The sequence below is a fragment of the Microcystis sp. BLCC-F209 genome, from assembly GCF_041928595.1.
Classification (GTDB): Bacteria; Cyanobacteriota; Cyanobacteriia; order Cyanobacteriales; family Microcystaceae; genus Microcystis.
The window spans coordinates 1-23,652 of the sequence record NZ_JBHFLL010000093.1; the positions used below are offsets into that span (position 1 = coordinate 1).

General features: G+C 44.8%; 23 protein-coding genes and 1 pseudogene. 15 read left to right on the forward strand and 9 right to left on the reverse strand.

The window, feature by feature from the left end:
- Positions 1–115 precede the first annotated feature (115 nt).
- The gene (locus ACE1AQ_RS05905; RefSeq protein WP_253257742.1) at positions 116–658 is read left to right on the forward strand and encodes a hypothetical protein; all 543 of its coding nucleotides are present in this window, start codon (positions 116–118) and stop codon (positions 656–658) included.
- Between the two features lie 123 nt (positions 659–781).
- On the opposite strand, the gene ACE1AQ_RS05910 is transcribed toward ACE1AQ_RS05905, so the two are convergent.
- The 3 genes from ACE1AQ_RS05910 to ACE1AQ_RS05920 all read right to left on the reverse strand — a co-directional run bounded on the left by ACE1AQ_RS05910 (position 782) and on the right by ACE1AQ_RS05920 (position 4,168).
- The gene (locus ACE1AQ_RS05910; RefSeq protein WP_110545212.1) at positions 782–1,648 is read right to left on the reverse strand and encodes a transglutaminase family protein; all 867 of its coding nucleotides are present in this window, start codon (positions 1,646–1,648) and stop codon (positions 782–784) included.
- Positions 1,648–2,649: an alpha-E domain-containing protein gene (locus ACE1AQ_RS05915; RefSeq protein WP_110545210.1), complete on the reverse strand. Its 1,002-nt coding sequence runs from the start codon at positions 2,647–2,649 to the stop codon at positions 1,648–1,650. The genes ACE1AQ_RS05910 and ACE1AQ_RS05915 overlap by 1 nt, the downstream gene beginning before the upstream one ends.
- An 82-nt stretch (positions 2,650–2,731) precedes the next feature.
- Positions 2,732–4,168, reverse strand: coding sequence for a circularly permuted type 2 ATP-grasp protein (locus ACE1AQ_RS05920; protein ID WP_110545206.1), 1,437 nt, complete (start codon positions 4,166–4,168; stop codon positions 2,732–2,734).
- 236 nt (positions 4,169–4,404) lie between these two features.
- Between ACE1AQ_RS05920 and petB the strand changes: the two genes are divergently transcribed.
- Positions 4,405–5,073 carry a cytochrome b6 gene (gene petB, locus ACE1AQ_RS05925; RefSeq protein WP_002738970.1) on the forward strand — a complete coding sequence of 223 codons (669 nt, stop codon included), beginning with the start codon at positions 4,405–4,407 and terminating at the stop codon, positions 5,071–5,073.
- 51 nt (positions 5,074–5,124) lie between these two features.
- Positions 5,125–5,607 carry a cytochrome b6-f complex subunit IV gene (gene petD, locus ACE1AQ_RS05930; RefSeq protein WP_004267928.1) on the forward strand — a complete coding sequence of 161 codons (483 nt, stop codon included), beginning with the start codon at positions 5,125–5,127 and terminating at the stop codon, positions 5,605–5,607.
- An 87-nt stretch (positions 5,608–5,694) separates the two neighbouring features.
- Here the strand turns inward: petD and ACE1AQ_RS05935 are convergent, their stop codons facing one another.
- The 3 genes from ACE1AQ_RS05935 to hmpF form a co-directional block, all read right to left on the reverse strand.
- A complete protein-coding gene (locus ACE1AQ_RS05935) occupies positions 5,695–6,504 on the reverse strand; it encodes a squalene/phytoene synthase family protein (RefSeq protein WP_008202329.1) in 810 nt (269 codons plus the stop codon).
- A 269-nt stretch (positions 6,505–6,773) separates the two neighbouring features.
- Positions 6,774–6,998 (reverse strand): hypothetical protein, encoded by a 225-nt coding sequence (locus ACE1AQ_RS05940; protein WP_008202331.1) that lies wholly within the window; start codon positions 6,996–6,998, stop codon positions 6,774–6,776.
- Positions 6,999–7,262: 264 nt separating this feature from the next.
- Positions 7,263–8,903 (reverse strand): pilus motility taxis protein HmpF, encoded by a 1,641-nt coding sequence (hmpF, locus tag ACE1AQ_RS05945; RefSeq protein ID WP_110545204.1) that lies wholly within the window; start codon positions 8,901–8,903, stop codon positions 7,263–7,265.
- A 923-nt stretch (positions 8,904–9,826) separates the two neighbouring features.
- Between hmpF and ACE1AQ_RS05950 the strand changes: the two are divergent.
- The 11 genes and pseudogenes from ACE1AQ_RS05950 (at position 9,827) to ACE1AQ_RS06000 (ending at position 18,550) form a co-directional block, all read left to right on the forward strand.
- Positions 9,827–10,866: pseudogene (locus tag ACE1AQ_RS05950) on the forward strand (RNA-guided endonuclease InsQ/TnpB family protein).
- A gap of 196 nt (positions 10,867–11,062) precedes the next feature.
- Positions 11,063–11,428, forward strand: coding sequence for a response regulator transcription factor (locus tag ACE1AQ_RS05955; RefSeq protein WP_110545202.1), 366 nt, complete (start codon positions 11,063–11,065; stop codon positions 11,426–11,428).
- 91 nt (positions 11,429–11,519) lie between these two features.
- On the forward strand, positions 11,520–12,050 hold the full coding sequence (locus ACE1AQ_RS05960) for a chemotaxis protein CheW (RefSeq protein ID WP_008202348.1): 531 nt from the start codon (positions 11,520–11,522) through the stop codon (positions 12,048–12,050).
- 93 nt (positions 12,051–12,143) lie between these two features.
- On the forward strand, positions 12,144–14,807 hold the full coding sequence (locus ACE1AQ_RS05965) for a methyl-accepting chemotaxis protein (RefSeq protein WP_110545200.1): 2,664 nt from the start codon (positions 12,144–12,146) through the stop codon (positions 14,805–14,807).
- A gap of 73 nt (positions 14,808–14,880) precedes the next feature.
- A complete protein-coding gene (locus ACE1AQ_RS05970; protein ID WP_008202352.1) occupies positions 14,881–16,092 on the forward strand; it encodes a glycosyltransferase in 1,212 nt (403 codons plus the stop codon).
- 235 nt (positions 16,093–16,327) lie between these two features.
- Positions 16,328–16,675, forward strand: coding sequence for a rubredoxin (locus tag ACE1AQ_RS05975; RefSeq protein ID WP_002757647.1), 348 nt, complete (start codon positions 16,328–16,330; stop codon positions 16,673–16,675).
- A gap of 106 nt (positions 16,676–16,781) precedes the next feature.
- On the forward strand, positions 16,782–17,774 hold the full coding sequence (locus ACE1AQ_RS05980; protein WP_008202356.1) for a photosynthesis system II assembly factor Ycf48: 993 nt from the start codon (positions 16,782–16,784) through the stop codon (positions 17,772–17,774).
- Between the two features lie 78 nt (positions 17,775–17,852).
- On the forward strand, positions 17,853–18,098 hold the full coding sequence (psbE, locus tag ACE1AQ_RS05985; RefSeq protein WP_008202359.1) for a cytochrome b559 subunit alpha: 246 nt from the start codon (positions 17,853–17,855) through the stop codon (positions 18,096–18,098).
- Positions 18,099–18,123: 25 nt separating this feature from the next.
- A complete protein-coding gene (gene psbF, locus ACE1AQ_RS05990; protein WP_002736175.1) occupies positions 18,124–18,258 on the forward strand; it encodes a cytochrome b559 subunit beta in 135 nt (44 codons plus the stop codon).
- A 10-nt stretch (positions 18,259–18,268) separates the two neighbouring features.
- Positions 18,269–18,388 carry a photosystem II reaction center protein L gene (locus ACE1AQ_RS05995; RefSeq protein WP_002735805.1) on the forward strand — a complete coding sequence of 40 codons (120 nt, stop codon included), beginning with the start codon at positions 18,269–18,271 and terminating at the stop codon, positions 18,386–18,388.
- A gap of 42 nt (positions 18,389–18,430) precedes the next feature.
- The gene (locus ACE1AQ_RS06000; protein WP_002736108.1) at positions 18,431–18,550 is read left to right on the forward strand and encodes a photosystem II reaction center protein J; all 120 of its coding nucleotides are present in this window, start codon (positions 18,431–18,433) and stop codon (positions 18,548–18,550) included.
- A gap of 310 nt (positions 18,551–18,860) precedes the next feature.
- Here the strand turns inward: ACE1AQ_RS06000 and psbB are convergent, their stop codons facing one another.
- From psbB to tatC, 3 genes are all read right to left on the reverse strand, one after another.
- A complete protein-coding gene (gene psbB, locus ACE1AQ_RS06005) occupies positions 18,861–20,387 on the reverse strand; it encodes a photosystem II chlorophyll-binding protein CP47 (RefSeq protein ID WP_002735904.1) in 1,527 nt (508 codons plus the stop codon).
- 390 nt (positions 20,388–20,777) lie between these two features.
- Positions 20,778–21,089 (reverse strand): hypothetical protein, encoded by a 312-nt coding sequence (locus tag ACE1AQ_RS06010; RefSeq protein ID WP_002749272.1) that lies wholly within the window; start codon positions 21,087–21,089, stop codon positions 20,778–20,780.
- A gap of 248 nt (positions 21,090–21,337) precedes the next feature.
- Complete coding sequence (gene tatC / locus ACE1AQ_RS06015) at positions 21,338–22,099, reverse strand: twin-arginine translocase subunit TatC (RefSeq protein WP_008202364.1); 762 nt, start codon at positions 22,097–22,099, stop codon at positions 21,338–21,340.
- A gap of 256 nt (positions 22,100–22,355) precedes the next feature.
- Between tatC and nadA the strand changes: the two genes are divergently transcribed.
- Positions 22,356–23,315, forward strand: a complete 960-nt coding sequence (gene nadA, locus ACE1AQ_RS06020; RefSeq protein ID WP_008202366.1) for a quinolinate synthase NadA — start codon at positions 22,356–22,358, stop codon at positions 23,313–23,315.
- Positions 23,316–23,652 lie beyond the last annotated feature (337 nt).

Below are 23,652 nucleotides of genomic sequence, written 5' to 3' on the forward strand. Positions count from 1 at the left end.
CAAATGGAGAGAATTCTTGTCCATTAAGAAATGTTACAAATTACATGGGTACATTAAGAAAAGTTAAGGGGGTGCATCCATTGATGGATAAGGGTTTTCGGCTATTGTAGTATATATGTATGGGGGGAAGTTCAGATATAAGGCACAACTCACCGCCAAAGATACGGAAATTGCCATCTATCGCCAACAAAGTGTTGATATGATGGAAATTACCAAAACCCTCGCCAACCGTCCCATCCATGTAGAGGCAAAAGCCATGAGCCACAGTAACGACAGTTCCCAAAATATTACCATCCGCGATATTAATAATTCCGCCGTCAATTTCGGCGAAATCATCGGCGATGTAACTAATACCATTAACCAAATTGCAGCCGATGCTTCCCCAGAAAATGCCCAACTTAAAGCTTTACTGCAAGAAGTAACCCAGGCGATTGAAATTGACAGCCATTTAGATGAAGAAGAAAAAGCCGAAGCCGCCAATCAAGTGAAAAAGATTGCCCAAGCTAGTCAAAATCCTGATGATGCCGGATTGCAAAAGAAAGCCCAACGAGCGGTTAATTTTCTTGAAACAATTGCTAAAGCTTTGGAACCTGCCAGCAAACTTGCCCAAGCCTGTCAAAAAGCCTTACCGATAATTTTGGGAATATTAGGCTTCTGATAGGTTTGTAGTTGCGCTTTAGCGCAGTTCTAGTTAGGGCTATAGCATCGACTTGCCGCACTTTTTTTTAGTCCAAACTTGCGCCATTTCTAACATATTAGTAACTCCAATAAAGAATCATCCTCAAGATAACAAATCGATGGCAATTCTCGATGATAGCTGAGATTCTATCACTTGATGACCGAGATTAACCGGTCGAGCATTTCCCTCTACCGGCGCGCAATAACGGGGAATTGGGCTAGAAACGAGGCTAATATGACGGTCACTCACCGCTAATCCATGGGTAGGATCATAACCTTTCCAGCCGCCCCCCGGCAAATACACCTCTACCCAAGCGTGTAAATGTCTTTCTTCTTGGTCTAAATCTCCTTCTTGATAGCCACTGACAAAACGGGAAGCCAATCCCACACAGCGACACACATCCATAAATAAAACCACAAAATCGCGACAGGAACCCTGCTTATTTTTCCAAGTGTTTCCGGGTAGATAGGGTTCCCCGGTAATACGAATAATTTGCTGACAATTTCGGTAAATTTTGTCATTAAGATTAAACAAGAAAGATAGCACCTGTCCTTCGGTTTCCTGCATAATTTCTTGGGCTAATGCTGCCACATCGGGGTCATTAGCTAACCCATAAAATTGTCTGTAGGGTTGTAATTGACTGTGGAGATAAATAGGATAATCAAAGGGTAAACAGGTCGCCCAAGGTTCCAATAAATACTGGAAAGGATTAACCCCATGGGTTTCTACTTCACTCACCACATCAATCAATAATTCTTCCGTCGGTTGATTAAACCAAATTTGTAAACAAGAATTGCCATCGAGGTCGATAATATTAGTTATCGTTAAAGGTTCTGGGTTAATTTTGAGCGTGAACTCTCGCAAAGTTTGCCCACCATCGGATTTTGGTCGCAAGCGCAGCAGATGGGGTGATAAAATCACGGGTTGATTATACAAATAATTAGTTTGATGCCGAATGTGATAACGCATTAAGTTGTTAATTGGGATTGATATTGAAAGTTAGTTACTGGCAGAGTTGAGGCAAGTTCGGGATTAAAAACAAAGAAAGTTTCTGTCATTTTTATTCCCACATCATTAACTCTTTTTTGAATATGGTCGAGGAATTCATGCAATCCCATTTCAATAATATCCTCGATAGTTAGATAGCTCATTTCCGCACAAAGTCGCCCTAAACTTCTTTCTACCGAATTCCCCCAAGTTCCTACAGGAGTACCAGTAACTTGATGCAAACAGTGGTCTAATTCCCGCAGACAAAAGTGAATTGAACGAGGAAATTCTCGATTAAGAATTAAAAATTCGGCCACGTCACTAGGAGTAATCCGTCGTTGACATTTACGATACATTTCGTAGGCACTCACCGACCGCAGTAAAGCAATCCATTGAATTTGGTCTAGAGAAGTTCCTACCCATTGGGCGGAAGGTAAGAGATAATAGTATTTAACATCAAGAATTCTGGCGGTTTTATCGGCGCGTTCCTGTAATCTTCCCATAACGCCAAAATGCCAACCTTCATTATGAGTCATCGTCGCATCCATCACCCCCGCAAAACGGTGACTAGCCAATTTAACTTGGGTAAAAAAGTTCGGTAAAGTAGTTTGAGGATGGTAAGAGGAAGCATCTTTTACCATCAAGAAAAAACCATTAACCTGTTCCCACATTTCCGAAGAAATAATCTCGCGAACTGACCGAGCATTTTCTCGCGCCCAGCGCAAACAAGAGATAATTGAGTTACTATATTCCGTGTCAAATGTCAAGAAATTGATCACATTTTCTGCGGTGGCTGTGCCGTAACGTTCCTTGAATTGTTCTAAATCTCCCGTGGTTAAAACCAAAGGTTCCCACTGCTGCAAAACACTGGTGGGAATATCTAACATTAAATTAAGGTTAACATCCATAAACCGGGCGACATTTTCTGCCCGTTCAATATAGCGATTTAACCAATAAATTGAATCGGCAACTCTACTAAGCATAATTAACCAGGAAAAAGTGAAAAGGAAAAAGAAAAGGGTAGGGTGGGTTAGTAACCCACCAAAATTTTGATTATTGTCCTGATTACTTGGTTAAAACCCAAGTGTCTTTACTGCCACCACCTTGAGAAGAATTAACCACTAAAGAACCCTTTTTCAAAGCTACGCGAGTTAACCCCCCGGGATGCACATAAATTTCATCGCCACGATGGAGAATATAGGGACGTAAATCCACATGACGACCTTCAACTTCCGTGTCAATTAAAGTGGGAACCCGAGAAAGACTTAACACCGGTTGAGCGATATAATTGCGGGGATTAGCGGCAATGCGCGGGGCAAATTCTGCCCTTTGTTCGGGGGTGGATTGAGAACCGACTAACATCCCATAACCTCCCGACTCATTGGCAGCTTTTACAACTAATTTATCGAGATTATTTAAGACATAATCTAAGTCCTTTTCTCGCCAACAAAGATAGGTGGGAACGTTATTTAAAATCGCTTCTTCTCCCAGATAATAACGAATCATATCCGGGACAAAAGCATAAATAACCTTATCATCTGCGACTCCCGTACCCGGGGCATTAGCTAAAGCGACGCGGCCTTCCTGAAAAACTTTTAATAATCCGGGTACACCTAACATCGAATCGGGACGAAAAACCGCCGGATCTAAAAAGTCATCATCGAGGCGACGATAGACCACATCTACCCGTCTTAATCCCTTGGTGGTTTTCATTTGTAGATAACCATCAAAGACGACTAAATCACGCCCTTCCACCAGTTCTACCCCCATTTGTTGGGCGATAAAAGAATGTTCAAAGTAGGCAGAATTATAGGTTCCGGGGGTTAAAACCACCACGGTGGGATTAGGTAATTGGGCTGGGGCTAAATTGAGGAGAGTTTCCAACAGATGGGAAGGATAATCATCCACCGGTTTAACATTCATTGTCTGGAAAATATCGGGGAAAGTGCTTTTCATTACCCGACGATTTTCCAGGACATAGGAAATACCAGAAGGAACCCGCAAATTATCCTCTAAAACATACCATTGACCATCTTTATCGCGGACTAAATCGGTTCCCGTGATGTGACACCAGATACCTCCGGCGGGTTTCAGTCCCAGACAGGGTTTCAGAAATCCCGTCGCCGAGGCGATTAATTCGGGGGGAATAATGCCATCTTTAATGATTAACTGGTCATTATAGATATCGGAGAGAAAAAGATTGAGAGCTTTGATGCGTTGTTTCAGTCCTCTTTCTAAATAATCCCAGTCCTCAGCCGAGACAATTCGGGGAATAATATCAAAAGGAAAGATTTTTTCCACCCCTTGATTGTCGCTATAGACATTGAAAGTCACCCCCAATTCAAACAGGGCCGACTGAGCGGTTTCCCGGTGTTGTTGAAGTTCTTGGGGCGGCAGATTCTGCAACCATTTGATTAAAGGGGACGAGTGGGGACGAGGTTGACCATCATCTAAGAATAGTTCGTCGTAGAAGCCTTCGGGATCGTAGGTATTTAATAGCACGCTGACCTCATTTCATACCTTACCTATTCCCAGTGTCGGACAATTAGCCCGATTTTTTGTAGTCTAGGAGACATTTTAAGGGAAATTTTAGGAAGTTACGTTTTTCGGGGCTGGCGATCGCCAATTGATCCCCACCGGTGGAGAAACCTGACCGGAGCGAGAATTAGCCCTGAAAACTGTGTTACATTTTTTAAAGGTCACACCTTAAATCTTTCATTTTTCTTACTGGTTACGCGATGTTTACCAAACAAGTAACGGATTCTAAAGCCTATCAATGGTTTGAGGAACGCTTAGAAATTCAAGGGATCGCTGATGATATCAGCACCAAATACGTTCCCCCCCACGTCAATATCTTCTACTGTCTGGGTGGCATCACCCTTGTGTGCTTCGTGATCCAGTTTGCCACTGGTTTCGCCATGACCTTCTACTACAAACCCACCGTAGCAGAGGCCCTCTCCTCGGTACAGTACATCATGAACGAAGTTAACTTTGGTTGGTTAATTCGTTCTATCCATCGCTGGTCTGCCAGTATGATGGTCTTAATGATGATCCTGCACGTTTTCCGCGTTTACCTGACCGGTGGCTTCAAAAAACCTCGGGAATTAACCTGGGTCACTGGGGTTGTCCTGGCCGTGATCACCGTTAGCTTCGGTGTCACCGGTTACTCCTTACCCTGGGATCAGGTGGGTTACTGGGCGGTTAAAATTGTTTCCGGTGTACCTGCTGCTATTCCCGTCGTCGGTGATCAACTCGTCACCCTGATGCGCGGTAGCGAAAGCGTCGGTCAAGCAACTTTAACCCGTTTCTACAGCTTACATACTTTTGTACTACCCTGGTCGATCGCGGTCTTCATGTTGCTACATTTCTTGATGATCCGTAAACAAGGCATTTCTGGGCCTCTATAATTCAGAAAAATATCTCTGTCGATCCGAAATCATTTTTAGGAGACATTATCCATGTCCACATTAAAAAAGCCCGATCTCAGCGATCCCGCTCTGCGCGCTAAGTTGGCTAAAGGGATGGGTCACAACTACTACGGTGAACCCGCTTGGCCTAACGATCTGCTCTATGTCTTCCCGGTGGTTATCTTCGGTACGATCGGACTCTGCACCGGTTTAGCGATTATGGATCCCACCATGATCGGTGAACCTGCCGATCCTTTCGCTACTCCCTTAGAAATTCTGCCAGAGTGGTATCTTTATCCCGTTTTCCAAATTCTCCGCATTCTTCCTAACAAACTCTTAGGTATCGCTTGCATGGCTGGCGTTCCCCTAGGCTTGATGTTAGTTCCTTTTATTGAAAGCGTCAATAAATTCCAAAATCCTTTCCGTCGTCCCGTCGCCACCGCTATCTTCCTATTCGGTACTGTGGTCACGATTTGGTTAGGTATTGGTGCTACTTTCCCCATCGATACATCTTTAACTCTCGGTTTGTTCTAAGTTACTGAACTTCACCGGTTTTTTGCCCACGCTTGTGATTCCTGACTTTGGAAGAGCGATCGTGGGCAATTTTAATTGTGATTTCCTCTAACGGGTAATTTGTTGTACCAAAGCGATAACATCGCTGCGGCTGAGTTTTTCCTTCCCTAAAGCTAGGACTTCGAGAGTGCCATGGGCTAAAGCGAGGGGAATCTTACAAAAATCAAGGGCTGGCCCTTTCGGCAGCGATTGAGTGTAATAATCGGCTAATTTCAGATTACGACGGGCATAATTATGAATATCAGTAATTGTCCAACCCTGGGGCAGAAAACTTACCCCCCGGCGCCGATCCTCCCCATGGTTGCGGGCAATATTAACCGCTTGTAAACCCCGGCCAAAACCGATGGCATAACTGCGATTAGTTTCGGTGCCATCGTACCAATTCCAGAGGTCAGACAGCAATAAACCCACGGCACCGGCCACACTAAAGGTATATTGATCTAATTCCACTTCTGTGCGAATATCCCAGTTATTCCCAGCCCAGTAGGCCATGCGATCGGCCATGGCCGCCGTGGCATCCCAGATCCGGGGGGCGATCGAATCCGGTGCTAACATAGCCCATTCGCCAATTCTCAGGGTTACTTCCGGCAAAATCTCCCGATGGACTAAGCCAAAAGCAAAGTTCTCTTCGGTAGAATTTTCGGTACCTGCTTGTAAATTCAGACTAATTTGTCTTAATATCTGAGATTTACTGAAGTTATCTAGGTCGGGATGGTCTTCTACTTCATCGATCGCCCTCATACAGAGATAAGCTGAGGCTACTGCCTCGAGCAGACGATCCGGTAAACGACTTATGGGAATATAAAAAGTTCGACTCGTTTCTTGCAGAATCGTTAAAGCATTATCGCGCAAATTCATTCAGTCCTCTCCTCACGCCAACTTAGGTAACTACGAGTTAAACCAATCAGACAGATCGGTTTAGGTTATGCCGATGTTCCTAAGACCAAGTTGCTGTCCATTGTAGTATGATTCTTCAAAATTTCGAGATTATTCCCGAAAAAATCAAACATTAGGGTATTCTTGACAATTTTTCTTTCTGGGATAGCTGAGGGACAATTACGGCAATTTTTCGAGATTACAGGCTTAAAAAGTGGTTTTTACCCGTTTTTAAACAGGATTTTGCGGCTTCATGGCAGGGATTGAAAGGAGGTCACTTGTAAAACCGGCCCGATCATGGCCATAGTCATCACATCTGAGCGAATTTGACCGATGACTGTCACTTTTGCCTTTGTTTGGGTTAATTCGGCGGGCGGTTCCATTAATTCGTAGGTTTGACCGTTATCGGCAATTAATGCCCAAGTTCCTGTGCCTATTTCGATTCTTTTTACCCGACCCGTTACACTAATACTCATGCTTTAATTTCCCCGATCAATGCGATCGCAATTTCTGACCCTGTCACCAGCATTCTATCGATATCTTTCCTCGGCATTGATTGCCAATTTTGCCGGACTTTAACCCCATCAATCAGTTTTTTTTATCTAAAAAGCGATCACCATTGCCGCCACCATGGCCAAGAGGGATGCCACAATTGACCACGGCCCGACTGAGCGTTCGACAAAAGCTCACGCCGAAGCCTGCCCCCACGAAAAACTTTTTGCCGCAGACCCCAATTAAGCCTAACTGTTAATAGCGTAATGATAGGCGCTACCATTAGATTTCATAGGTGTCAACCACTGGCAGATAGTTTCTAGTTGTTGACGGATTTGATCGAGATGATCCTGCACGGGTTGCAGGAAAGTTTCGTACTGTTGTACCTGAGTTTTTAAACGCAATAATGCCAGATTAGCATCCCGCCATTGTCGCTCCTGTTCTTCAAATTCACGAGTTTTTTGCGCTAAATCCGACCATTGACCCTCAATAATATCGCCGCTTTTTTGTAAATCCTCTTGTAGTTGCTTGATTTCTGCTGCTAAACGTTGACTTTCTTGGAGATTATTTTGATAATTATCGGCCAACAGCATTAATACTGGTTCAAAGCTACATTTTTGGGCATCTTCTGGGGATAAAATACCCTGTCTCCGCTGCAGAATTTTCAGATGTTGAGAGCGAATAGCTTGTCTTTCCTGGAGATTACGTCTTTGTCCGACCAAAGTGGCCGCCAGCATTGCTTTTTTTTCCTGTTCCTCGGCTAATTCTGCTTCTAAATTAGCTCGCTCGGATTCATCTATTGTGGCCATTCTTGCTTCTAATTCTTCCACGGTTTGGCATTGGAGAGTTAATTCTTCCTCTTGGTCGTTGACAAAAATTTCCCAGCGCTTGAGGTCTGTTTGTAAGTTCTTAACTAAGCTCTCCAATTCTTCTAAAGGCATTTTTTCAAGAGCTTCTAGATCGATTTTATCATCAAAATCTAGTTCTTCCCCTTGCAGGAGACGAAGGAGCATTTGTCGAGTAGAATCAGTGGTTTGTAGGGTGAGGTTAAGGCGCTCGAATAATTCCTGTTTGTGACTCAGAACGGTTTCTTGTATTTGTAATTGTATTTTAGCCGTTTCCAACCCACTGCGACTCGTCTGTAATTCCCTAGCTCTTTGTTCGAGATAATCGAGCATTTCATCGTTGGCAACCTGACGATTTTCTACAGCTTTTTTCTGCTCCTCTAAACTCTGCCAACAACTATTTAAAATTGTCTGTTGTCCCTGCACGGATTCAAGAGTGGAATAGAGAATTTGTGAGGGAGAATTGCCCGGATCATGATTATTAGCTAAACGCTCCGCTAGAGAGCGAATAAATTGTTGTTGTTCCAGGGAAAGATTGGGGGAGAAGTTGTCATTTATTTGTCCTTCTTCCAGTTGTCGCTGTTGCTCGTTTAATTGTTGTTTTAGAGTTTCCAGTTCCTGTCTTTTGCGCTCTAAATACTCGAATTCTGCTTCTATTTGCTCAATTTGCTCGATTCTTGCCTCCATTTCCATTTTCTGGCGGTTGAGAATCTCGCTTTGATAGGTGAGGGATTGTTTCCACTGCTCGATTTTCTCTTGATCTTTCTTGCTACGCTCCATCAAACGGGAAATCTTTTGCAGTTGCCGCACCATCTCCGCTGCCGCTAATTCCGGGTTTCCTTGCAGTTGACGATTATTGCTCAAATTGACCAAGAGAAGCGCACCTTCAGCCAAGGGCTTAGTTTCGTCGTAGGTTAAGATATCTTCCTCCGGTATGGCGCTCCAAGTCTGATCCTTATGCTGACAGGCCAATAGTTTCAATTCGGTTTTGTAACCACCGATAAAACCTCTAGTCTGTTTTTTTACTTCTGCAAGGTATAGCACGAGTAGTCGTCCTCTATAATAAAAGTTTTTGTCATCAGTTTTAGAAAGAGTTGGCGATCGAGGGTAGGAGCGGCCTGTCTATGGTTTCAGTGTAACCATCCGATCCCAAAAATTTTTTCATTTCTATCATGGGAGTTTTTCTTTTTAATTCATACATTTGTTCTCAATTTTCCCTCTTCCCCACTGGAAAATTTTTGGAGATTTTTCAGAGCGAATTCACTGTGCTACTCTCAAAAAATTTGGCAGTCAATCTCATCAGCTGACCACACATCTAAATTATCGGTTAAGACGGCCTGAGAATGAGAAGCAAAGATAGAAAGCTAGACCTTTTGTACTAAAAATCTCCAGGGCTAGTTGAAATGCAGTCAAGCTTAGCGAAAAATATGTTACATAATTAGCTTATCAGATTTATTATTAGTGACAAGAGGAGGTAAGAGAGCGTTTCTGATCAAGAGGAAGTATGACGGCATTGGGCATCATCCCCAGACCACCAGCTACTGTTCCAGCCTTCCCCGGTTCCAGCCTTCCCCAAAACCCGAGACTTCCTACCTGACAATTAAGATAACTGCTTCTTCTAGACTAAAAGAAATAGGGTCTATTGGGGTAGATTCCGAGAAATTATGGAAGGAAGCTGCAATGAAATCGAGATTTGCAGTATTTTACTGGGGAATGTCCTCTAAAACCCTAAAACCTCACACCCAACCCCCAAACCCGAAAAAAAATCTCTTGGCTGGTCTTTTTTAACTTATTGTCAGCAGAATTCCCTCGCGCTTAGTGCCATGGCATGGGGCTTTTCAAGGGGCGAAGTAATTCGCGCCAGGGTTTCCCTCAGCGAAAATTTTGGGTCTGAAACCCCGTCGGAGAAGGACGGCTCGACTTTTTCAGTCTAACACTTCAGAGAAAAATGTGTTAAGATGTGAGCTATGGAAAAAGCCTATTCCTTTCGATTTTACCCCACCTCTCAACAAGAATCGCTCTGGCGACGCATCTTAGGCTGTGTAAGATTGGTTGACAACAAAGCTCTCCATGAAAGAACTCAAGGATGGTACGAACGACAAGAAAAAATCGGATATTCCCAAACTATTCAATGTTAAGCTGTTGGAAAAAGCCAGAAGATTTAGAGTTTTTAAATGAAGTTAGTTGCGTCCCTTTGTAACAAGGACTAAGACATTTACAAAACGCCTTTGCTAATTTTTTTTGCGGGTGGGGTCAACTATCCTAAATTCAAGCAAAAACATCAAGGAGGAAGTGCACAATTTACTAGGTCTGCTTTCCAATATAAAAATGGACAAATTTATTTAGCTAAATCTCAGAACCACTAGCAATTAGATGGTCACGGCAAATCCCAGAAGGTTGTGAACCAAGTACCGTAACAGTTAGGTTGCATCTATCGGGAAGATGGCATATCTCTAAAGGTAAGGAAGTAACAACCGTCAAAAAGCTAGAGGGAAAGTAGCTCAAGTTCACTCTAAAATCTCAAGAGGCCGTGAGGATTTTCTCCACAAGCGATCTCCTAAGATAGTTAACGAAAACCAAGTTATTGCTGTAGAAAACCTCAAGGTTAAAGCCATGGTACGCCATCATAATTTAGCTAAAGCCATTAGGGATTGTAGTTGGGGAATGTTTTGTCCAATGCTCAAATACAAGGCAGAATGGCAAGGAAAAACCTATAGGGAAGTTGATAGGTTTTTCCCTAGTTTTAAGACTTGTCATGTCTGTCTAAATCAAGTGGGTAGTTTGTCCCTTAATATTAGAACATGGACTTGTGTATATTGTCAGACAACTGATGACCGGGACATCAAAGGGGCGATAAATATCAGAAATGAAGCCTTACGGAGCTTGTCGTTAGGAAAAGCGCGATACTGCCTATAGAGGGGCTGTAAGACCAAAAACTGGGCGTAAGTCCGTCTTGAGGCAATCCCCTGTGAAAGAGGAAGCTTTCAACTCCGTTAAGAGTAGTTAGCCAGTGGAATGGGGAGCTATAGAGATGAAACCCGAAAGAGTCAATCAAGTCCTTGTTTAGGGGGAAAACCCCCAATAAATTTCAGATTACGTTGGAGGCAAAAATGGGAGCAATTTCGGAGCATCGGGTCAACGGGAGCTATTATCGGGCATCTTTTGCCATTGTTGTCCTTGGCAGCCTAGCTAGGTAGGGAGTTATGAGCGAAATATTGCTGGTAGAAGACAGCCAAACGCAACGGGAACTGATCTGTGGTCTGCTCCGTAATAGCGGCATTAAGGTCACGATCGCCACGGATGGGGTAGAAGCCCTCGAATATATCCAGAGAGGCAATCCCGATCTCGTCATTCTCGATATCGTCATGCCCCGCATGAATGGTTACGAGGTGTGTCGTCGTCTCAAGTCGGATGCAAAAACCAAAAATATCCCGGTGGTCATCTGTTCCTCAAAAGGGGAAGTCTTTGATCGCTATTGGGGTATGAAAATCGGAGCCGATGCCTACATTGTCAAACCCTTTGAACCGATTGAGTTCATTTATACGATTAAACAACTGCTGCGCCGATAAAATTGCCCTTTCCGGGGACAATCTAACTATGGCATAGGTCAAGACAGTTAAAAACGCCACCCGAACTATTAATTGCAAGAGAACGAAACTGATGCTTAACAACGCCGATTTTTTTACTGGTAACGCTGAAAATATCGCCCCCGACAATCAGGAATTAGAAACTCCCGTCGGTGAACTGTACTTGCGATTTTATCTACCCTCTCAGGACGAGTTTGCCCTGAGTGCCGTGGGCATTGGCGAGGTGATACAGCAACCACTCGATCGCATTACCCCCATTCCCAATGCTTCACCCTTGCTCCTCGGCACGATCAATCTCCGGGGTCAAGTGATCTGGGTGGCGGATCTAGGGCAATTTTTGGGGGATAGCAGCCCCTTAAACACCGATCGAGCCGAAATTCCCATAATTGCCATCGAAGAAGAGGAAACGATCCTCGGTTTAGGGGTGGAACGTTTGGGAGATATGGAATGGCTCGACCCAGAGCAACTAGGTAGTGCCGCCAGCATTCCCGCTCCGATCGCCCCCTATGTGCAGGGAGAGTGGATTCTAGAGCAAGAATCAAAAAAAACCTTAAGACTACTAGATTATCTGGCCATAATCCGTTCTGCCCGTTGGGCAGCTTAAAACCTGAAAAAAATAGCAGAATAAGATTTATAGCAATTCTTTCTTTAAGCTACTAACTACTTCACCACTTTAACTTTACTAGGGGAGGGGCAAATGCCGTCAGGGACAGAATACGCGAAACTCTATGGAAAGGCTAACACCGCCTATTGCCAGGGCAACCTTGAGGATGCCGCCCTCATCGTCAAAGAGATGAGCAGCAAGTATCCCGAGGATGCCAATGTCATCCTTTTACAGGGCCACATTCATCTAGGACTACAACAATACAGCTTGGCAGAGGAACGTTACGAAACGGTGCTGCGATTGGCTAAAAATTCCACCAGTCGCTCCGATCTGGTGGATTATGCCAGACGAGGTCTCGATCAGATTCGGCAATTGGGTTTTGAAGTCGAGGGGGGAGATTTTACGATCGCTGCTACGGAAAGCATTGCCTACAGCGAGGCAGCTTTCGATCCGGGTCAAGGTTTTAAGCATTCTCGGTCTGGAAAGTCGCAAGGGGCTGACCCCGATCGGCAAAATAAAGGGATGGATTGGAATAGTAGTCTTTTCAATGAGGAGGATCCCGGCGAGCCTACGGTCAGTAAAGTCCATTCCTATGACGATGATTTTGAAGAATCGGAGGAAACCGGCTTTAGTTCCCTTACCCTAACCAGTTTAGGTTCCTCCGATTCCCAAAGGTCTGACGATTCTGTGGGGGGGGAACCCCCTTTCTCCTTTTTAGAAGCGGCGGAGATTGACTCGCTGCCGGAAGAGTGGGACGGTGAGTTAGGGTCAACGGGAGAGGCCACTTTTATGGTTTCCTCTGACCTGGGGGAAAATCCCCTCACCGGTCGAGATCAGGGGTTATCCTATAGCGATACCCCAGAAGAAAGCGCTTTTGCCATCGACCGACAATCGACCCAGGGACAAGGGGCAAAAACTGGCCTTAATCAGGGCAGAGTCACTCAAAACAGATACCAAGAGGAAGACACTGGAGATTTTAGGGGACCTGAACTCAATGATGAGGATTTAGACAGTTTTTCCCCACTGGGTCTGACGGATAGGATGCAAGGACTGGGGGAATCGGAGCTATTTACCCGTTTGGGAGAGGAAGCTTTAAGTGTTGGTTTTGTCCCCGAACCCAGTGGGCTCCTTAATGCCAGTTCTGGTGTAGGAGAGCCTAGTTTTAATCCTTCTCGTCTAAAAATCCCCAATGACAAAAGAGATAGTCATCTTGCCCATGGTTCCGATCGCTTGCTCAAGCCAGTGGTGGAAGTCAATCCGGGCAAATTAGCCTTTTTTGTCAATGCTTCTTTGGGCAAAAAACAACTAATCCTAGCGGCTTTAGCGGGCATTACCCCTGTAATCTTAATTTTTGCCGTTAGTACCACCTCTTGGCTTTCTACGCTCTTGGCTGCCAAACCAGCCCCGAATAGCCGGGCAAAAACCGAAAAAGTTGCCCCCAAACCAGCCCCCGCCAGCCTTTCTCCTTTTAGTCAACCGGTACTAACCATGATGTTACTAACCGGACTGGGAACCCTGGCCGTGACTTGGCTAGGTTTACAGTTGCTCATTAGTCAGATTAAGCGCAGTCTCAACGATTTGCAAAGCCAATTCGATTATCTCTCGGAAGGTAATGTTAACACTCAAGCGACGATCTACTCGGAAGATGAATTCGGTCAACTGGCCAATCGTTTCAATCAGATGGCCCGGGTGGTGGTAACTACCACCACCGAGGCCCAACGTCGCGCTGCCGAAACGGAACGGGAACGGGAAGACCTACAACGGCAGGTGATTCGACTGCTCGATGATGTGGAAGGAGCGGCTCGGGGGGATCTAACCGTGGAGGCGGAGGTAAGCGCCGATGTTTTAGGGGCGGTGGCCGATGCTTTTAATTTGACTATCCAAAACCTGCGGGAAATTGTCCGACAGGTAAAAAAAGCGGCCAAACAGGTGAATCAAGGCAGTACCAATAGTGAATCTTTCGCCCGCAATCAGTCTAGCGATGCCCTGCGGATGGCGGAGGAATTGGCCGTCACCCTTAATTCGGTACAGATGATGACCGACTCAATTCAACGGGTGGCAGAAAACGCCAGAGAAGCCGAAGAAGTCGCCCGCACTTCTTCGATTACCGCCCTGAAGGGGGGCGATTCCGTGGAAAGAACCGTGGCGGGAATTCTGCAAATCCGCGACACCGTATCAGAAACGGCCCGAAAAGTCAAGCGTTTGGCGGAAGCTTCCCAGGAAATCTCGAAAATTGTCGCGGTAGTCTCTCAGATTGCCTCGCGCACTAATTTATTGGCTCTTAATGCCTCGATTCAAGCGGCGCGAGCAGGAGATGCGGGCCGCGGTTTTGCGGTGGTGGCCGATGAGGTGCGTCAGTTGGCCGATAGAGCCGCTAAATCTCTTAAGGAAATTGAACAGATCGTTTTACAGATTCAATCGGAAACGGGTTCGGTAATGATGGCAATGGAGGAGGGGATTCAACAGGTTATCGATGTCACCGAGCGCTCGGAACAGGCCAAGAAGTCCCTAGAAGATATTATCCAAGTTTCTAACCGCATCGATACGCTGGTGCGCTCGATTACCGCGGATACGGTCAAACAACGGGAAAATTCCCTCAATGTCGCCCAAGTTATGCAGTCGGTGGAGTTAACCGCTCAGGAAACTTCCCAAGAATCCCAACGGGTGGCCGGTTCTCTGCAAAAATTGGTTAGTATCTCCCGGGAGCTGCTTTCTTCAGTAGAACGGTTTAAGGTAGACTCGGAAGATGATCGATAATCGGTGAGCGGTAATCGGTGAGTTATCGATTGGCCGCTATCCCTCAAGATTGACCGCTAGGGTGAGTAAAGTTATGCCTAAACTTAGTCTCTGTATGATTGTCAAAAATGAAGCCGAAAATCTCCGGCGCTGTTTGGATAGCGTTAAAGAGGTGGTGGATGAGATGATCGTTATGGATACGGGTTCGACCGATGATACGATTGCTATTGCTCAAAGTTACGGTGCCATAGTTCCTAGCTACGATTGGCAGGGTAATTTTTCCGATGCCAGAAATGCGGCTTTAAAATATGTTACTGGCGATTGGATTTTAGTTCTTGATGCCGATGAAGAATTAAATCCCGCTATCGTGCCGAAAATGCGGCGGGCAATGGAAAAAGAGGAAAATTTAGTTATTAATTTAATCCGCCATGAAATCGGAGCCGTACAATCACCCTATTCTCTAATTTCTAGACTATTTCGCCGACATCCTCAAGTCACTTTTACCCGGCCCTATCACTCAATTATTGATGACAATGTGGCCATTTTATTAAAAAAAGAGCCAGATTGGAAAATAGTTGAACTGCCAGAAATTGCCATCTTTCACTACGGTTACACTGTTGATAAAATAGCCAGCTTAGATAAGTTTGAACGGGCAAGAAAGGCGATGGAGGGCTTTTATCAGCAACATCCCCACGATCCCTATGTGTGTAGTAAATTGGGAGGGTTATATCTGGAGATTGGCAGGGATAAAGAGGGTTTTAAGCTGCTCAAACATGGTTTAAAATGCCATGGCTCTAATCCGCATATTTTATACGAGTTATATTATCATCTCGCTAATTATTATTATTCAGTGGAGGAATTTAAGCAATCAGCAGATAATTTTATTAAGGCGATTAAGCAGCCAATTTTAGATAAATTAAAACTGGGTGCTTATAATAATTTCGGTGGGTTATTATACGAAGCAGAAAACTACGAAGCTGCCTTATCTGTCTTTGAGAAAACCGTAGAAATTGATCCTAGCTATGCCGATGGTTACTATAATTTAGGACTGGTTCTCAAACAACTGCATCGGCTACCAGAATCGATTAAAGCTTATAAAAAAGCTCTCAAGTTAAACCCCGATAATCCCGCTATTTACCAAAATCTAGGGGTGGCTTATATAACTTTCGGTAATTATAATGAGGCGATCAAGATTTGGCAAAAAGGCCTACAATTATTGAAAGATCAGGGTAATTTCTCTCGCGCTGAAATGCTACAAGAAACCCTAAAAGCTTTGGGAGCAAGTGTATTGAGGGATGAACAGTAACTGTTAACCGTTGTCGCGAAAATCAGGGTAAATAGCTCAAATATAAACTTAATAAAGTTTTAATAGACATTTAAGCCCTAATAGATTAATTTTACTTTTTTTCAAGCCGATATGCTGTCTCGCTAATCCTTGTCAAGCTTGAAAACTGGCTATTCTCTTGTGGGTTGGCCGTGAGAGGGGTCAATTTTCAAGGATAATTTGTAACAGAGTGTTGAAAATTCCTTTAATCTTAGTTATGAGCGATCGCCCACCAGAACTAACCCTAGCCGACCAGGCCCCTGCCAACTACGAATGTCGCTCCTGCGGCTACGTTTACGACCCCAGCAAGGGAGATAGTAAAACCAACACTCCCGCTGGAACCCCCTTCGAGGAATTGCCAGAAACGTGGCGCTGTCCCGTGTGTGGTGTGCGTCGTTCCCAATTTATCAACATCGGAGCTAAAGATGCTCCTTCGGGATTCCAAGAAAATCTTAGCTATGGTTTTGGAGTCAACCGTCTGACTCCCGCACAAAAAAATATTTTGATTTTCGGGGCTTTAGCGCTAGGATTTGTTTTCTTTATTAGTTTATATGGTTTAAACTAACTCAAGCACTCATTATCTTTAATCCAACGGCTCTTATGAGTCTGTTACCCATCGGGTACAAACCTTAATCCCTCCCGATTCCTTGACCAATACCTCTGAACCATTGATGAGAAAACTGAAACAATTCGTAATAGTTCTAGCTGTAGCCTTTTTCTGCTTTAGCTGTAGTAATGTGCCATCCCTGAGCAGTAGTCCTTGGCAAATCCTCACCCTCGACACTGACTCCACTTTTGCCGATATCGCCTTTACCGACGACTCGCAGCACGGTTGGTTAGTGGGGACCAAATCTACCCTCTTTGAAACCACCGATGGAGGGGACAGTTGGCAGCAAAAAGTCCTCAACCTTGGCGACGAAAAAGTTAGCTTTAGCGCCGTCAGTTTCCACGACCAAGAGGGTTGGATTGTCGGTAAACCCTCGATTCTTCTCCATAGCGAAGACGGGGGCAGCAGCTGGTCTCGTATCCCCTTAAGTGAAAAATTACCCGGTTCTCCCTACGGAATTATCGCTCTGAACGACAAAACCGCCGAAATGGTCACGGATTTAGGTGCTATCTACCGCACCAAAGACGGAGGCAAAACTTGGCAAGCTTTAGTGGAAGGTGCTGTGGGTGTGGCCCGGACAATTGTTCGTTCCCATGATGGTAAATATGTGGCCGTTTCCGCACGCGGTAACTTTTATTCCACCTGGGAACCGGGGTCAACAGAATGGCAACCCCACAATCGTCTTTCTTCCCGCCGTTTACAAAAAGTCGGTTATGGTGAAAAAGGGGAACTGTGGGCCCTGGCCCGGGGTGGTCAACTACAATTTACTAGCCCCAATGATCTCGATACATGGGAAGATAAGGTATTCCCCGAGTTTTCCACCAGTTGGGGACTTTTGGACCTCAACTACCGCACCCCCGAAGAAATTTGGGTCGCTGGTGGTAGCGGCAATCTCTTGGTCAGTGATGACGGCGGCCAGTCTTGGCAAAAAGATCGCGCGGTGGAAAGTGTCCCCTCCAATCTCTATCGAATTGTTTTTATCAATTCCGACAAGGGTTTTGTCTTGGGACAAGATGGGGTTTTACTGAAATATAATCCCCCTAGCGAACCGGCCTAAAACTTGTCTCAGGGTCAACAAAGTCTCTATTATAGAGATTGAATTTTTCAAGTCCTATCATTCCGAGGAGAACCGTCCATGTCAGGTAGTACCGGCGAACGTCCTTTTGGCGATATCGTTACCAGTATTCGTTACTGGATTATCCATAGCATCACCATCCCCATGCTCTTTATCGCGGGTTGGTTATTCGTGAGTACCGGTTTGGCTTACGATGTTTTTGGCACTCCCCGTCCCGATGAGTATTACACTCAAGAGCGTCAAGAATTACCGATCATTAATGATCGCTTTGAGGCCAAAAATCAAATCGATCAGTTTAATCAGTAGTTTACTTTAATTAAGGATAAAAACAATGGCTAGTGGTAATCCCAATCAACCCATTTCTTACCCCATTTTCACCGTTCGCTGGTTGGCAGTTCATACCTTAGCGGTCCCCACTGTCTTCTTTATCGGTGCAATTGCGGCAATGCAGTTTATTCAACGCTAGGAGAACAATTATGGAAAGAACACCTAATCCGAATCGGCAAGCCGTCGAGTTAAATCGTACTTCTCTTTATCTAGGTTTACTCCTAGTTGCTGTCTTGGGAATTTTATTTTCCAGCTATTTCTTTAACTAATTAGTCCCGATTTATTGTCATCGCAATTAGGAGGTGTTATTCATGTTCGCAGAAGGTCGTATTCCTTTGTGGTTAGTCGCCACCATCGCCGGTCTAGGCGTTATCGCTGTGCTTGGTCTTTTCTTCTACGGAGCTTACGCCGGTTTAGGTTCCTCTATGTAATTCCATTACGGGTAATTTCCCCCAGCAAAAAGCCGTTAGTTATAGAAATAACTAGCGGTTTTTTCACTATTCGGTGAAAAGTAAAGATCGATCGAACTTTATACTAATACTAAATCCGTTGAGTAACGCACAGAAAACGGGTTTCTCGGAGAAACCCGTTTTCTACTCATGCACTCATGCAAAAAGGGGAGAATAAATAATCAGTCTTTAATAACCAGATTTAGTATAAATCCGTTTTTAATAGTGTGATTAACAAAAAAAAGGAGTCAAAGACTTGACTCCTTTAGTTATATGGATGATTTAGCTAAAACTAAACTTCTTGTTTACGAGTGCTAAGATCACCCAATTTTTGGAATAAACCGAATTCCACTTGTTCTTCCAGATCTGGATCGACCCCGGCGAATACGTCGCGGTAGATGGTACGAGAACCGTGCCAGATGTGACCGAAGAAGAATAGTAAAGCAAAGACAGCATGACCGAAAGTAAACCAACCTCTCGGAGAAGTGCGGAATACCCCGTCAGACTTCAGGGTTTCGGTGTCAAACTCGAAAGCTTCACCGAGTTGCGCTCTACGGGCAAATTTCTTCACATCAGCAGGATCGCTGAACACCTGACCATCGAGAGAGCCACCGTAGAAAGAAACGGTAACACCACTTTGTTCGATACTCAGTTTCGATTCCGCACGACGGAAAGGAATATCAGCGCGAACGATACCTTCCGAGTCAGTCAGGACAACGGGGAAGGTTTCAAAGAAGTTAGGCATCCGACGCACGCTAAGGACGCGACCTTCGCCATCTTTGAAAACAGGGTGTCCTAACCAAGATTTAGCGATACCGTCACCGCTATCCATGGCACCAGTACGGAATAAACCACCTTTAGCGGGGCTATTACCGACATAATCATAGAAAGCCAGTTTTTCGGGGATTGCTTGGTAAGCTTCGGCGATGGTGGCCCCATTGGCGATGCTGGCCTCCACACGACGCTCAATTTCTTCTTGGAAATAGCCCTTATCCCATTGGTAACGGGTCGGGCCAAAGAGTTCGATCGGGGTGGTAGCATTACCGTACCACATGGTTCCAGCCACGACGAAAGCGGCAAAGAAAACGGCGGCGATACTGCTAGAAAGAACCGTTTCGATATTACCCATTCTCAAGGCTTTATAGAGTCTTTCGGGGGGACGAACGGTTAAATGGAATAAACCGGCGATAATCCCGACGATACCCGCAGCAATGTGGTGAGCTACCACACCCCCGGGGTTAAAGGGGTTAAAACCAGCCGGTCCCCATTCGGGAGCTACGGGCTGCACATGACCAGTTAAACCGTAGGCATCGGAAACCCACATCCCGGGACCCCAAAGGCCTGTTTGATGGAAAGCACCGAAACCAAAGCAAAGTAAACCGGATAAGAACAGGTGAATACCGAACATTTTCGGCAAATCGAGGGCAGATTCGCCCGTGCGGGGATCGACGAATAATTCTAAATCCCAGAAAACCCAGTGCCAAACCGCCGCTAGGAATAGCAGACCAGATAAGACGATATGAGCGGCAGCAACGCCTTCAAAAGACCAGAAACCGGGGTCAACACCAGTTTCGCCGGTGACGCTCCAGCCACCCCAAGAACCAGTGACACCTAAACGGGCCATGAAGGGCAGCACGAACATTCCTTGCCGCCACATCGGGTTTAATACGGGGTCACTGGGGTCGAAAATAGCAAGCTCATAGAGGGCCATGGAGCCAGCCCAACCCGCTACCAGTGCGGTGTGCATCAGGTGAACGGAAATTAAACGGCCCGGGTCGTTGAGAACGACTGTGTGTACTCGATACCAAGGTAGTCCCATTGACTACGCTCCTCCTATTGACAATTTAGTGTCCACTTAGACGCTTTTTATATTCAGGGTCAAAATATAAGCCCAACACTCTCGACTGTTAAGTGCAAGAGTTAGCCGACCTACATTATCCCTTGAAAAGTGTATCTATTCTAAAGAAGTGTAACTATTGTTAGAACAGATTTCAAGTCTTTGCGATCGATCTTCCGCCAGAATATTCCAGATAGAGGTGTGGGGTGTGGGGAGAAGGGTGTGGGGTGTGGGGTGTGGGGTGTAGGGTGTGGGGTGTGGGGTGTGGGGAGAATAAATAAAAATAATCTCCCGTCTCCTGAATCCTAACTCCTGAATCCTAACTCCTGAATCCTGATAACTGATCACTGATCACTGATAACTGATCACTGATTACTTCCTCAGCAATTCTTCGGCATTTTGCAGGATTTCGAGGACTTGTTCGGCACTAATCAAGCGTTTTAGCACCACTTGCCCGATGGTGGGGACAGTATCGGCAATTTCGGCACTCTTGGGGGCAACTTCCACCATAATCACGGCTTCTTCCACCTTATAAAGCCATAAAACCTGTTCTCCCTCTAAAATACCGATATTTAATCGCTCTATCTGCGGTGGTCGTCGCCAACTACTCGCGTGATCCCACAAACCGCCAAATTCCCACACCCGTCCTATTGTCCAACCTGCCGTTAAGAAAAAATATTTCACTTTGTTACTCAATCTAGAATCAATCTCTAGCTTTCTGGCTTAATTAGTTTTCAGCCGTCAAATTTTATCAGCTTTTTAGCCCTCAGCCATCAGCCGGAATAGGCAATAGGCAATGGGCAATGGGCAATGGGCAATGGGCAATAGGCAAAAGTCAGCTTTGTTCTCCCTGCTCCCCGCTCGTCAATTCATAATTCATAATTCATAATTCATAATTCCCACTCCTGTCTCCTATGACGGCTAATAGCTAGTTAACGTCCCGTTAATTTCACCACCCCAATGCCCCCAAAGTATAGACCCAAGACCGCCCCTGCTAACAGGGATTGGGTGAGAGGATCTGTGGAAGGGGTTAAAATCGCGCCTAAAATCACCGCCCCTAAAACCACGAAACGCCAGCCCGATAACATCGTTTGCGAGGAAATAATGCCTAAAAAGCTCAAAATCAATTGAATAACGGGAATTTGAAAGGCGATGCCGGTACTAAACAGTAAAAGTAAGACAAATTCAAAATAGCGCTCGATCGACCAAGCTTGTTCGACCACTTCCGCCCCATAACTGACAAAAAAGTTTAAAGCGGCGGGAATCAGGGCAATATAGGCAAAAAATAAACCGGCAAAAAATAAAACACTCGATCCTAAGACTACTGGGACAATTAAACGCCGTTCGCGACGGGTTAACCCCGGCAGCACAAAGAGGATAATTTGCAAGAGAATGACCGGACTAGCCACCAGTATGCCGCTATATCCAGCTACTTTTAGGGAGACGAAAAAAAATTCTCCTGGGGCCAACTGCAAAAATTTTACCCCTTGGGCGGGGACTTCCAGCACTTGTACTAGGGGTTTAACGAAGATAAAACATCCCACCGCACCCACAGCCACGGCAATTAAACTATAAAAAATCCGCCGCCGCAACTCCTCCAAGTGGTCAAACAAGGACATTTCCACTTCTCCGGGTAACTCATCGAGATATTCGGGACTGTCTGGGGGCGGGGTTTTTACTTCTGTCGATGACATGGCTTTGGCTCGATCGTTCTCTACTCAAGCCTTTATCCTAGCATTGTTGACCCTTGGCCTTGAATCAGTTATCAGTTATCAGTTACCAGTTATCAGATGTGAGTTTTTAGTGGACAGTCTTAATCGGGGGTCAGTATTCAGCTTTTATTTATTCTCCCTGCTCCCCATCTCCCCACTTCCCCACTCCCCTTAAAAAAAATTTGCTATGATATAGGGACTTGTTTAGTATTTGGTAAAAATAACCATAAGTGCCACCGTGTTCACAACTGTTCAACCCGCAAATCGATCGAGCTTACCTGATGACCTATTTACGGCAATTAAAGAGCTTAAACGACAATTAAACGCCGTTATTCTGGCTCACTACTATCAAAATTCTGACATACAGGATATAGCTGATTATATTGGTGATTCTCTAGGTTTATCCCAACAGGCTGCCCAAACGCCAGCAGATGTGATCGTATTTGCGGGGGTTCACTTCATGGCAGAAACAGCTAAAATCTTAAATCCAGATAAGTTGGTATTGCTGCCAGATTTAGATGCGGGATGTTCTTTAGCTGATAGTTGTCATCCTGAAGATTTTGCTCGTTTTAAAGCCCAATATCCCGATCATATCGTGATTTCCTATATTAATTGCAGTGCAGAAATTAAAGCCATGAGTGATATTATCTGCACCAGTTCCAATGCAGTCAAAATAGTTAACAAAATCCCTGCCCATCAACCGATTATCTTCGCTCCTGATCGCAATTTAGGCCGTTACGTTAGCCAGCAAACTGGTAGAGATTTAGTTCTCTGGCAGGGTAGTTGTATTGTCCATGAAACTTTTTCCGAACGCAAGATAATAGAATTAAAAGTCGCCCATCCAGAAGCAAAAATTATCGCCCATCCTGAGTGTGAATCATCGGTTTTACGCCATGCCGATTATATTGGTTCCACGACGGCACTATTAAATTATTCTCTAAAAAGTTCTGAAAAAACCTTTATTGTCGTCACAGAACCGGGGATTATTCACCAGATGCAAAAATCCGCCCCAGAGAAACTATTTATCCCCGCACCAGCTTTAAATAACTGTGCTTGTAATGAGTGTCCCTACATGAGACTGAACACTCTCGAAAAATTGTATCTCTGTATGGGAGATAAAACTCCAGAAATTACTATTTCTGAAGATTTAAGAATTAAGGCACTGTTGCCGATTCAAAGAATGTTAGAAATGTCTTAATCAGTTATCAGTGATCAGTTATCAGTTATCAGATGGCGCAATAATATTATTGTAGGGGCGAATTGCATTCGCCCTCTTTTAATAACTTCTGCTGCTCACCAATATGGGAGAGAAAGTTACCAATATGAGATGCAGCCTGTCAGTTTTCAGTTCATTAGACATATCCAAAAATCATAACTCAATCAGAGCTTGCTTTGATAATTTGTACTAATTAGTAGTTCGGCACTAAAATATATATCTGTCTTTGCTAATTCAATTTAACTGAAAAAATCTGGGGACATTAAAATCATTTTTATTTGGGTAAGTTGCTTGTCTAGACAAAATTTTAGTCTTGAGA